The following is a 12534-nucleotide window of genomic DNA, read 5'->3' as shown; positions in this document are numbered from 1 at the left end:
ATGCTAAACCAAATAAAGGAGGATGCTTGTTACTATGAACATGAATCGATCGATGGTTATGATCTCTATCTTTGTCGCTACCTTTTTAGCGGCTGCAGAGTCATCGATTGTTACGACGGCCATGCCTAAAATTGTAGCTTCCCTTCAGGGCATCGAGCTTATGAATGGGGTATTTACGGTCTATTTGCTGGCCTCTACCATTACTGTATTGATATTCGGCAAGCTTTCCGATTTGTACGGAAGAAAGCTTATTTTCGCCGTTGGCGCCGCTATTTTCTTGGTCGGTTCCGCCCTGTGCGGACTAGCCCAGACGATGGAGCAATTGATTGCATTCCGGCTTGTTCAAGGAATCGGTGCCGGTGCTATTTTGCCGGTCACACAGACTATCATTGCGGATATTTATCCCTCGGAAGATAAGCGGGCTCAGATGATTGGACTTACGGCTTTCGTTTGGGGAGGAGCGGGTGTGATTGGGCCTCTGCTCGGCGGTTTCCTCGTCGACTATGTCTCCTGGCACTGGATTTTCCTGTTTAATATTCCGTTCGGTCTGGCGGCCATCCTTCTCATGGTGATATTTCTACGGGAAAAATTTGAGAAAAGCAAAAAAACAATGGATTACTGGGGCATCCTTACCTTCTCATTCAGCATGCTATTTTTATTATATGCCGTTCAAAAGGGTGGGCAGGGGCATTGGCTATCGGGGCCTGTCCTTTGGTGTATAGCCGCTTTCGTCGTGTTGATGGTGTTATTTTTATGGATAGAAACGAAAGCGAAGGAACCGATCTTGCCCTTGTACATGTTCCGGGAGCTTAAAATCTGGTCAGCCAACGTTATTCAATTTCTCGTGAATGCGATCATGATGGGAACGTTAGTGTATATGCCGATGTGGTTTCAAGGGGGACTGGGAACGGGAGCGATGGAAGCAGGGCTCATGCTCGCTCCCTTAGCGATTCTCTGGGCATTCGGTTCCTATATATGCGGGAAAATGCTCGTGAAACAAGGGATAAGAGTGACCTCGTTCACAGGCAATATGATTCTGATTCTATGCGGAGCGTGGCTGGCGGCCATGCAATTAACGAGCGGTTCGTACGGCTTTTACTTGATTTCCGCATTGCTCGGCATTAGTTTTGGCATCACGGTGACCTTGTATACCATTGTCGTTCAATCCGCAGTCGAATCTTCCTTAAGCGGAGTGGCAACAGCGACCAATTCGCTGTTTCGTTCGTTAGGACAAATGTTGGGGATTTCCATGTTCGGAAGCTACTTTAACTCCCGGATTGTTCAACACATGGCAGCCGAAAACTTGGAAAGTGCGGATATCAATCAAATGAACAGATTGATCAACGCGTCGGGCATCGATCAGCTCTCCCCTTCGATGCTTTCTCAATTGCAACATATTCTTGTTTCCAGCATCCATGATATTTTTGTCGTATTTCTAGGGTTAGCAATAGTGTGTGTGCTAGCAACGCTGTTATTGCCCAAATCCAAACATAGCAGAGCGGATAGTGCAGCCGATAGTGCAGCCCGCCCCCATTAACCCGTTACGTTACGGCAGTTTCGCATGAGTTCAACTAGGAGTAGGATTGCGGGTTGACCTTTTTTCTCCTTTAAGCGAACTCATTCTAATAAAATAGAAAGTCTGTTGGCCGCGATTGATCGGCTCACATTGCTACCAGGCCGAAATCCGGTGCCGGAATCCAAGTCCAAGAGAGGGTATCGGTTTTGAACGCATGGACATTGGAACCTATATGTTGGAACAAATGGTGATTGCTGCTCTATGCCGTTGATCAACGTTTCGGTCACCTTCGTGCAGGGCGGCTCTGGCCAAAGTCGTCTCCTCCGCGCTGCCGCGTGAACAAACCGGAATTGGGATGGGCATTTACAATTTGGTCAATTTCTTGGCCGCCGTTCGAGAGTTACGGCAAACCGGTGCAAACGGATAAGACACACACTAGCGGACTATGGTCCGTCCATCAGACCGACCGCTTACCCAGTGCAACAAAAAAGGAGCGCTTCATCCGCTTTTTTCGCGGCGAAGCGCTCCCTTTCTTTTCATACAGGGGTCGATCAACTCTTTCATCGTGAGTGTTCAGAGTCCGCTTGATGAGCCTTTTGCCCGGACCGCTAAGGATGATCTAGTTCCGGAACTTTCGATTCCTGCCTTTGGCAAATCCAGGAACAAAAACTTCGATACATCTCCCAGGTCATGATGAGCAACATTTCCTATTTTTAGGCACTTGCCCATTATTGCGCATTTTACATTCATTTAAATAGGCAACTGCATAGGATAAAAAGTAAATAAGTAATCATCAAAGGAGAATGAACATGTACCGCAATTCTTATTTTCATAATCAATGGCATTATCCTATGCATGACAACTGGGATAACAATACATGGGGCAATACTTTGAATCCTCATTATTATAATTGGTACAATAACAACTGGAATCCTTATTTTAAAAACATCAAATTAAGAGATTATGGATCAAGGCCATTCGTAGTGAATATTGACCAAGCTGCTAAGCAAAATAATACTTACCGCACCGCTTTATGGACAGGGAAACACTTTCAAGTGACTTTGATGAGTATTAATGTCGGAGATGACATCGGTTTAGAAGTCCATCCAACAACGGATCAATTTATACGCATTGAGGAAGGTCAAGGACTCGTTCAAATGGGCGATTGCAAAGATAAATTAGATTTTCGGGCAATGGCATATGACGGTTATGCAATTATGATACCGGCTGGAAAATGGCACAATGTAACCAATACAGGAAACAAACCACTTAAAATTTACGTTATCTATGCTCCGCCTGAACATCCATACGGTACAGTTCAAGAAACAAAAGCAGTTGCCATGTCTGCGGAAAGTAAGCAACATTACTAATGAATCGAGTGAAAAAATAGTGAATATGGTAAAATTATCAAAACAATTTGGTTCAACGTATAGGTCGGCTGCCAGGATTGCAGGCGGCTCGCCAGCGTCCCAACCATCCGGAAGAGTCCCTTAAACTAACGTAATCGTGAAAAATATTTCGAATCGTTTTCTCGTCCATCCCGGCCTCTTTAGAAATGATTACAAAGGTACGTTGAAGGCTTTGTTGTTCGATTAGGCTAATAGACGTTTGGTACAACGCCGTTTTCGTCTAATGTGTGGTCAACCGGTTCCCAAAAACTTTGATAACATTCAGAGGGTTGATATCGCTGTCTTTTTGCTTCCGGTGACGATTCGCACTGAAGGAAACATCGTCCAATACGGTCCGGTAAGTTGGACATTGAGCGTTCCAAGCTCACGGAGGGCATCCGCGTATTCCCGCACATGCTGGAAATCGAGAATAGCCAACTGGCCGCCCGGTTTCAATACTCTTATCATTTCGCCCAATGCCTTGTACCGCTCCGCACGATTGTAAATATTATGAACAGCCAGACTGGAAACGATCACGTCGAAATGGTCGTCAGGAAACGGAATGTCGCGCATATCGCCATTCACTACTTCAACGCGTTCGGCTACTCCTTCGATCCGGGCATTCTCAATCGTTTCTTTCGGGTCATTACCCGACTGGTCTTGTTTGTTCCAGATGTCGATGCCATAGGCTTTCCCCGTCGTCAATCTGCGCGCTGCCGCGTTCAGGATCAAACCTCGGCCGCAACCGACGTCAAGCAGTAACTCGTCCCCGCGAAGTTGTACTAGCTCGATCAATTTCTCCCGCATGCGCAGTTTCCCAACTTTGCTGCTCCATACCATATAAAGCGATTCAACGATCACGATCAGAAACGACAATAACAGAATACTCCCGATTGTATCGCCAAGCCAATGCAATCTCGTCGGAAAGACATAAAACGCCGTAACGCCTAGAATAAGAAAACCAATTCCAAGGAGCACTAGGTTGCCAATAGCTTTCGGAGCGTCGATGCCGTAATTTCCTCGCTCATACTGGGCATCTTCCATACACGATTCCTCCCATCGCGAAAACGTCCATTTTCTACAAACATCCACTGATTTCCAAATTAATGACTCTTACTCATTCAGAGAATGTAAGCTTCCTTCTTCTTAATTAGCCGTTATCTCCGCATTGACAGGTTTTTGGGGCCGTCCTAGACAGACGGCCATTATTATTATGCCGACACTTCGTTTTCCGGTTCCGGCGATTTCGCCCTGCGGAGGAAAAGACCGAGAACGAGCGCCGCTAGCGCGATAAAGACACCAACCCAGAACGCGTTGTTTATGCCGGCCGCCAGCGCTTTGGCTAGTTCCGCCGGAGACTGCGGGACGCTCGATCCGCTCAAGTACTGTTTCTGTCCGCCCGACATGATGCTGATATACAGGGCGGTGCCGATCGCACCGGACACCTGCTGCAGCGTGTTCAGGATCGCCGTTCCGTGCGGGTGCAGATGACGGGGCAGTTGGTTAAGCCCAGCCGTCTGTGCGGGCATCATCACCAGCGCTATGCCGATCATCAGCGCGATGTGCACGGCCACAAGAAAGCCGGTCGTCGTCGCTTCATCGAATCGGGTGAACAGCCACAGCGAGACGACGACAATAACAAGTCCGGGGATGACAAGAACGCGAGGTCCGAACTTGTCGAACAGCTTGCCCGAGATCGGAGCCATGAGCCCGTTCGCAATCCCCCCGGGAAGCAGGATCAAACCGGACTTGAACGCTGTCATCATCAGAACGCCCTGCATCAACATCGGGAGCATGATCGCCGACGAGAAGAACGTCATCAAAAGCACGAATAGAAGCGCCGTGACAAGCGCGAATGTCGGATACCGAAACGCTCGCAAATCCATGACGGGCTCCGTAAGCAACAGCTGCCTCCAGACGAACAGCGCCAAGGCGACGCCGCCCGCCGCAATCGTCCAGATCACCTCCGGCTCCGACCAGCCATGCTCACCAGCCTTGCTGAACCCGTAGACAATTCCGCCGAAGCCGATCGTCGACAGCCCGATGGATAACAGGTCCACCCGCGGTTTCGTGACGTCCGACACGTTCTTCAGGACGGCGGCCCCGACGATAATCGAGAGCAGTGCCAAGGGCATTACAAGATAGAACAGCCAGCGCCACGATAGGCCGTCAACAATCAAGCCCGAAACGGTCGGGCCGATCGCAGGCGCGAACATGACGACGAGCCCGAACATCCCCATCGCCCCTCCCCGCTTTTCCGGGGGATAAATGGCCATGATGGTGTTTATCGTAAGCGGCAACAGCATGCCGGTTCCTATCGCCTGAATAATCCGCCCGGCCAGCAGCATGCCAAATTCCGGCGCCACCGCCGAGATCACCGTGCCGACGAAGAACATACTCATCGCCGACAGAAACATTTGCCGAGTCGTGAACCATTGCTGCAGTACCGCCGTCACCGGAACGAGTACGCCGACGACGAGCATGTAGGCGGTGGCCAACCACTGGACCGTCGCCGCAGACACTCCGAATGATTTCATCAGTTCGGGGAGAGCGTTGCCCATCAGCGTCTCGTTCAAAGCGGCGACGAACGTTCCGACGATAAGAGCGAACATGATCGGACCGCGCTTGATGTTTTCCGAAATGTTCATCCGATTCTCCTCCAAGCCTCCATATTCAGTTCATTGTTCATGGCAGCGGCGACAAATGCCCCCATAGACGCGGCAGCAATAGCCTGATGCAGTCGCGATGCCGCATCCCCGGCGCTATAGACGCCCGGAACGTTCGTTTTCCCGAAGTCATCAACGTCAACCATTCCCGCCTCCGTGATCCGGCACCCGATGGCACGCGGCAAGTCCGATCCCGTAACCAGCTCCGGTTTAAAAAAGAGCCCCCTGCAAGGAATGATCGTCCCGTCTTCGAGAACGACTTGCCGCACGATCCCGTCGCTAGAGTCGATGGACCGAATCGGCGTGTCGTACAGAGGCACATGATGCCGCTGGAGTTCCTCGCGCTCGGCGCCCGTCAGCTCATCGGGGCCATTCGTGCAGACAGAAAAACGGTTCGTCCATCCGGATATGAGTGGAGCAAAATGCAAGAGCTCAGTTCCCTTAGTAATGATAACAAGCGGCTGATCCCTTAACTCCCAGCCGTCGCAATACGGGCAGACGAAGGCACTTATTCCGTATACCTCCGCCAGTCCCGGAATGTTAAGCGGCCGATCCTTCATACCGACGGCAAACAATACCTTTTTGCTTGCAAAAGTTTGTCCTCGTGTAGTCTCGATTTGAAATTGGCCGTCCGTTCCCGCAATCGACACGGCCGTATCCGCCATGAAAGACACGGAGGAATAGGCGCCGATCTCTTCCTCCGCCATTCGTCGAAATTCTCCGGGACTTATTCCGTCGCGGCTAAGAAACCCGTGGGTCTCGCGTGTCACGGCGTTGCGGGGACGGCCTTCGTCGATTACCACCACATGTTTCCTCGCCCGCCCAAGCACGAGGGCGGCGTTCAACCCTGCCGGGCCGCCGCCAATAATCGCTACATCGAGAAGCTGTTTTTCCATTCTCACCATACACCTCCATAGATCTATAATATCCATAATTAAAGCGCAAGAAGTGCATCACTTCTTGTTTACCTCATGGCTGCAACGCTTGATAGCTTCATCCAGTACCGACTGGATCGTGTGTTCCCGCAAGTATTGGTGCAGATGCTGCTCTGCGCCGTCCATCACTTTCTCAACCAGACATTCGCACTTTCCTGAGCGTTCCTGATCTCGCCCTGCAGCCCCCTCTTCCGCTAACAACCGATGCTGCCGCGAATTCGTATTCGAGCATTCGAACAACTGTTGTCTTCCTTCAATCACTTGAATCACATCAAGAAAAGTAATCTCATCGGCCGGCCTGGCAAGCTCATAACCGCCATTCACTCCCGGCACAGCGCGTACGATACCATCCTGCCTCAGCTTGGACATAATTTTGGATAAATAGCTTTCTGAAACGCCAAGTGTCGCAGATAATTCCTTGATCCCTACGTTGTTGCAACACTCCGAATGACCCAAATGAATTAAAGCGTGCAAGGCGTAATCTGTACTTTTGGAGAACTGCATGTTTCCCTCCTCCCTCCCAAAGATCGTTATTAATGTAGACCTACAATATCCATAATAAACGATTCAATTCCAATTTGCAACGACATCCTTGCCTCTGAGTCTTTACTATTACATCGTTGGCTTGTAAAGCACAAGAATAGGTATAGGAAAAATAGGTACCTATTCTTATGCTTGTGTTCGCTTGGCATTTCATTTTCCTACAACGCTTGATCCGTAGAAAAGGCACGGAGCATAGCTAATCCCATAAAGAGAACAATACGAACAGAAGCGCTGCGAAACCCAATACGATGGATGGATTGGAATAGCAAACGGTTGTTTGTCTTCATCCATTTATATACCCATTCCTTTAGTTAGTGCCTCCGCATGATTCCAACGTATCCATCTTCAATTGGTTGTCGATAAAGGAAGAATGCCTTCCCCGGAAAAGCCGATGAAAACGGCATTAGATTTGCGGCAATCTCATTCACCTCAACCTCAAAAGAAATGACTGATTAATTCTCCAACGGTTTAGCATGAGGATCAAAATCCGCAACAATTAGAACATCCATATGCCGGGCATGGCGCAGTACAGTCTTGACGATCGAACCATGGCACATAAGCTTCCAGATGTTCCTGCCGGATTGCCCCAAAACCATTTGCGTAGCCATTCTCTCGTCCGATTTGCCGATCAGAATGGAAGCCATGTCTCGTTCCCTTGCCGTAAACTGCACTTCGAATGTGCCTCCCAAACGCGCAGACAATTCTTTTAAGCGTTCGAGACGTTTATTCAATTCATCCGGAATCGAACTGCCCTTGTGAACATAAATCACGTACCATTCGGCTTTCAGACGATAAGCGATGCGAAACCCCCTTCGAATCAAACGCTCCGCGTTTGGACTAAGCGTTATCCCAACACAAATCGTCTCTTTTCTGCGCCAGGGCCCCCGAAGCGACGCTTTGCGCTCCCAGGACTCCAAACGTTCATCCACATCATCCGCAATCTCTCGAAGCGCCAGCTCGCGCAGGGCAATCAGATTTCCGGTTTTGAAAAAGGAGCCTAATGCCTGTTCGATTTTATTGGCCGCATAGATCCTTCCTTCTCTCATGCGCTGCTGCAAGGACGAAGGCGATACATCGATGAGTTGGACTTCCTCTGCCAAATGCAGAATATGGTCCGGAACGGTTTCCCGTACCCGAACGCCAGTGATTTGCTCCACGGCATCATTCAAACTCTCGAGATGCTGGACGTTCATGGTGGAAATCACCGAAATACCGGCGTCCAGAATTTCCAGCACATCGGCATAGCGTTTGCGATTCTTGCTGCTAGGGACATTGGTATGGGCTAACTCATCGATTAGCACGACCTCCGGATTACGCATGATAATTGCCGGAACATCCAGTTCTTCGAGTTCTGTTCCTCGATAAGGCGTTTTGCTTCTAGGGACGATCGGTAGCGCGCCTACCTGTTCCAACGTTTCAGCGCGGCCATGTGTCTCCAGCAGTCCGATGACAACATCGATTTGTTTTTTAAGGAGATCATTTCCCTCTCTCAGCATCGTGTACGTTTTTCCAACGCCGGGGGCCGCACCGATATAGACTTTAAACTTCCCGCGCCTAATTTTCTGTATTCGTTCCTCCATTTCCTGATCCGTGAGCCGATGATAGGCGCTCGTATCCCGCTTTTGGCGCGTCCTGGCAGGCAATATTCGTCTGCCTTCCCGTTCCGAACTATCGGCCATAAACAAGAGGTCGACATTTTTGATTTTGCTCAGTAGCCGGTTTGCGAGCGATCCTCTCCAAAACTCTTGCCATGGACTCATCTTGGAATGTCCCATGACGATTCGGGTAACATTATGGCTAGCTGCGTAATGGACCAATTTTCGAGGCAGTTCTCGCCGGGAAGCAATCGGTACTTCCTCGAATGATCCTTCTACTTTTTCAACCAATTGAAGCAATGAGCGTTTAAAGGCCATAGCTTCTTTAGACAGGGTTTGTTTAGGATTGATAAAGGTGACGACAAGCAGATCGCCGCCGAGCCGTTTGGCCACCTGCTGACCTCTGCGCACGTAAATCGAACCGTTCCAATGGTATTGCGCAGACACAAGGATTCGCTCCGCCGCGCCGGAAGGACCGAATAACCCGGAAGCTTCCCGATGCTTTTCCAGCGATTCATTCACCCCTTCGGCCACAAGCCGCAAGGCAAGCTCCCGAAGTTTCGCCAAATTCCCCCGTTTGAACAGGGTCGGATCAGGGTGCCGGAAACGACCATCCGATAACCGCTCAAGTATCGCCTCCGGCGTCACATCAATCAGGCGAACCTCATCTGCCGAATCTAGTATATCGGAGGGAATCGTATGCTCCGCAGTGATGCCCGTTAATTTATGAGCGAGTTCGATTACCCCTTCCAGCTCATAGACATTAACCGTCGTAATGACACTGATTCCCCGATCCAGCAGATAGCGAATGTCGTCCACTCTTGTCGAATGATGCGCCCCTTCCCTGTTCCGATGGGCCAGACCGTCTACTAGGACCACTTCCGGATTGCGCTGCAGCAACGATTCCAGATTCAAATCCTTGTAGTCGACGCCATCCTTTACCCAATGGATGCTTGGAATCCGCTCCAGATCGCCAATCTGCTCCAGCGTCTCGGGGCGTTGTCCGGTTGAAACGGCACTGATCACCACGTCAACCCCTTGCCGTTTTAACATTTGTCCTTCTTGGAGCATATGATACGTTTTGCCTGAACCGCTGACCGCGCCAATGTAAACTTTTAAACGGCCTCGATGAAGCCGGTAAATGGAATATAAGATTTCTTCCGGTGTTTTTCGTTTGAATGGCTCCATGTCATCTCCTCATTCCTTGAAACAAACTACAAACGGGAATTCCCTGCCGGGAAAAATAAGGCAGGGAGAGTTTATCGCTTACCTCGCCAGTAGTCGTTGCAGCCCGATATTGAGTTGCAATACATTTACCGCAGGTTCGCCCAGAAAACCAAGCGCACGCTCGGTCGTTTGCTCTTGCACAAGGCTTTCCAATTGTTTCTGTTCAATACCGGTCAAACGGCTAATCCTTGGAATTTGAGCACGTGCCGCCTCCGGGCTGATATCAGGGTCCAAGCCGGATGCAGAGTTGGTCAGAAGATCCATCGGTACGTCGCTGACAGGAACCTCGGGGTTATTCATTTTCCATTCCTCCACAGATGCTGTCACCCGTTCCATCAATTCGGGATGCGACGGCGCATAGTTCGGCGATCCCGATCCATCCGCCTGATAGTCAATACTGGAGACGCGGCCATGAAAATATTCCGGCTCGGAAAACAACTGTCCAATCAACTTGGAGCCGATTACCGTCCCATCGTCGTCTTGAACCAGGCTTCCATCGGCTTGTTCGGGGAAAATGATCTGCGCGATCCCGGTGACCGCCAAGTTATAACCAAGTCCGCATAATACCATGAACAGCAAGCTGATTCGCAAGCTGGATGCCAATAATTTCATTTCCAGTCCTTCCTTTCGTCATACCCACAAATGGATAACAAGGTCAATAAGTTTGATGCCGACAAAGGGGACAATGACACCGCCTAAGCCATAAATAAACATATTGCGTTTTAACAGTTGCGCAGAACTGACTGCATTATAGGCAACGCCTTTCATCGCCAGCGGAATTAACAGCGGGATGATGATCGCATTGAAAATGAGCGCTGATAGAATAGCCGACATTGGCGATCCCAACTGCATGACATTCAGCGCATTCATCTCCGGAATGGCGAGCATAAACATAGCAGGCAAGATTGCAAAGTACTTGGCGATATCGTTGGCGATGCTGAACGTGGTAAGTGCGCCGCGCGTCATCAGAAGCTGCTTTCCAATTGCAACGACCTCGATTATCTTTGAAGGATCGGAATCCAAATCGACCATATTGGCCGCTTCTTTAGCGGCTACCGTACCGCTATTCATGGCGATTCCCACATCCGCCTGCGCCAATGCAGGAGCATCGTTCGTGCCGTCCCCCGTCATGGCCACCAACTTGCCTTCCGCTTGCTCCCGCCGAATCACAGCAATTTTATCTTCCGGCTTGCTCTCTGCGATAAAGTCATCGACGCCGGCTTCCTGTGCGATCGTAGCGGCGGTCAACGGGTTATCGCCTGTACACATCACCGTTTTAATGCCCATTTGGCGCATTTGGTCGAAACGTTCGCGCATGCCGGGCTTGACGGTATCTTTTAAATAGATGACGCCATAAATTTGGTTATCGACCGCCACTGCTAGCGGTGTTCCCCCGGCAGAAGCAACTTTATCAGCTGCCGCATCCAGATCGTTCGGTATAGTCCCGTTCTGCGCAGCTACCCATTTTTTAATCGCGTCGACAGCCCCTTTGCGCACTTTGCGACCATCTGTCAAATCGATCCCGCTCATTCGTGTTTCCGCTTTGAATTCGATGAACTCCCCACCGGAAGCAGATGATTCGTTGTACCCGAGTTCCAGCTTTTTCATCAAGTCCAGTACGGAACGCCCTTCCGGCGTCTCATCCTTCAATGAACTGATAGCCGCCCATTCGCCTACATCGCTTTGCTTTGCGCCGCCAACCGCGATAAACTCGCTCGCCATCCGGTTGCCATACGTGATTGTACCGGTCTTGTCCAAAATGATCGTATTGATATCTCCGGCAGTTTCCACAGCCTTCCCCGACATGGCGAGCACGTTAAACCGGGTCACTCTGTCCATTCCCGCGATTCCGATGGCAGACAATAGCCCTCCGATTGTGGTCGGGATGAGGCAAACGAGCAAGGCAATGAGGACAGCCACATCAATTTCAATATTCAAGTAGTTCCCGAAAAACGGCAGTGTCGCAACGACAATCAGGAAAATCAGGGTCAAACTGATCAGAACCGTATTCAGGGCAATTTCATTCGGCGTTTTTTGCCGCTTTGCGCCTTCAACAAGTGCAATCATCCGATCCAGAAACGATTCGCCAGGATCGCTGGTGATCCTCACTTTAATCTGGTCACTAATGACACGCGTTCCGCCCGTTACGGAACAGAAATCGCCTCCGGCTTCCTTAATAACAGGCGCGGACTCTCCCGTGATGGCCGATTCGTCTACCGATGCGAGCCCTTCAATCACCTCGCCATCTCCCGGAATCATTTCTCCCTGTGATATGACGACGATATCTCCTTTACGTAGATCCGTTGAAGCAACCTGCTTCATCTCTCCCCCAACCCATTTGTTTGCAACAATGTCTTTTTTCGTTTGTTTTAACGAATCGGCTTGCGCCTTGCCTCTTCCTTCAGCCAATGCCTCCGCAAAGTTCGCAAACAACAACGTCACCAGCAAAATGGCGGCGACCACCATATTGAACCAACCCGGTGTCGAACCTTGGAACGCTCCGGGAACAAAGCATAGAAACAACGTGATGATAAAACCAATCTCCACCACAAACAGGATCGGATTACGAAACATGACTCTAGGGTCCAGCTTCATGAACGCTTCCTTGACAGCATTCCGAATAATCGGCCCACTAAGCATGGATTTTTTGGTTTGCATCTTAAG

9 protein-coding genes and 1 pseudogene are annotated in these 12534 nt (G+C 50.1%); 3 read left to right on the top strand and 7 right to left on the bottom strand.

Annotated elements, in window-relative coordinates; all coding sequences use genetic code 11:
* The first annotated feature begins 34 nt into the window (after positions 1–34).
* The 3 genes and pseudogenes from LQ229_RS16435 (at position 35) to LQ229_RS16425 (ending at position 2886) form a co-directional block, all read left to right on the top strand.
* Positions 35–1537: an MFS transporter gene (locus tag LQ229_RS16435; protein ID WP_230192298.1), complete on the top strand. Its 1503-nt coding sequence runs from the start codon at positions 35–37 to the stop codon at positions 1535–1537.
* Between the two features lie 102 nt (positions 1538–1639).
* A pseudogene (locus tag LQ229_RS16430) lies at positions 1640–1720 on the top strand (flavin reductase family protein); the annotation flags it as partial.
* Positions 1721–2325: 605 nt separating this feature from the next.
* Complete coding sequence (locus LQ229_RS16425) at positions 2326–2886, top strand: cupin domain-containing protein (protein WP_216538211.1); 561 nt, start codon at positions 2326–2328, stop codon at positions 2884–2886.
* Between the two features lie 300 nt (positions 2887–3186).
* Here the strand turns inward: LQ229_RS16425 and LQ229_RS16420 are convergent, their stop codons facing one another.
* The 7 genes from LQ229_RS16420 to kdpB form a co-directional block, all read right to left on the bottom strand.
* Complete coding sequence (locus tag LQ229_RS16420; protein ID WP_230192297.1) at positions 3187–3948, bottom strand: class I SAM-dependent methyltransferase; 762 nt, start codon at positions 3946–3948, stop codon at positions 3187–3189.
* A gap of 167 nt (positions 3949–4115) precedes the next feature.
* Complete coding sequence (locus LQ229_RS16415; protein ID WP_230192296.1) at positions 4116–5552, bottom strand: MDR family MFS transporter; 1437 nt, start codon at positions 5550–5552, stop codon at positions 4116–4118.
* Entirely contained in the window at positions 5549–6466 is a 918-nt protein-coding gene (locus LQ229_RS16410) for an NAD(P)/FAD-dependent oxidoreductase (RefSeq protein ID WP_230192312.1), read from the bottom strand. Before LQ229_RS16410 ends, LQ229_RS16415 begins: the two co-directional genes overlap by 4 nt.
* 57 nt (positions 6467–6523) lie before the next feature.
* Positions 6524–7009, bottom strand: a complete 486-nt coding sequence (locus tag LQ229_RS16405) for an Rrf2 family transcriptional regulator (protein WP_216538207.1) — start codon at positions 7007–7009, stop codon at positions 6524–6526.
* 491 nt (positions 7010–7500) lie between these two features.
* Entirely contained in the window at positions 7501–9831 is a 2331-nt protein-coding gene (locus LQ229_RS16400; RefSeq protein ID WP_230192295.1) for a universal stress protein, read from the bottom strand.
* A 78-nt stretch (positions 9832–9909) separates the two neighbouring features.
* Positions 9910–10482, bottom strand: a complete 573-nt coding sequence (gene kdpC, locus LQ229_RS16395; protein ID WP_230192294.1) for a potassium-transporting ATPase subunit KdpC — start codon at positions 10480–10482, stop codon at positions 9910–9912.
* A gap of 18 nt (positions 10483–10500) precedes the next feature.
* Complete coding sequence (gene kdpB, locus LQ229_RS16390) at positions 10501–12528, bottom strand: potassium-transporting ATPase subunit KdpB (protein ID WP_216538204.1); 2028 nt, start codon at positions 12526–12528, stop codon at positions 10501–10503.
* Positions 12529–12534: the final 6 nt, after the last annotated feature.

The organism is Paenibacillus sp. CECT 9249 (assembly GCF_918697855.1).
In the GTDB taxonomy this organism is placed as follows: domain Bacteria; phylum Bacillota; class Bacilli; order Paenibacillales; family Paenibacillaceae; genus MSJ-34.
This window is presented reverse-complemented; position numbering and strand designations above follow the sequence as displayed.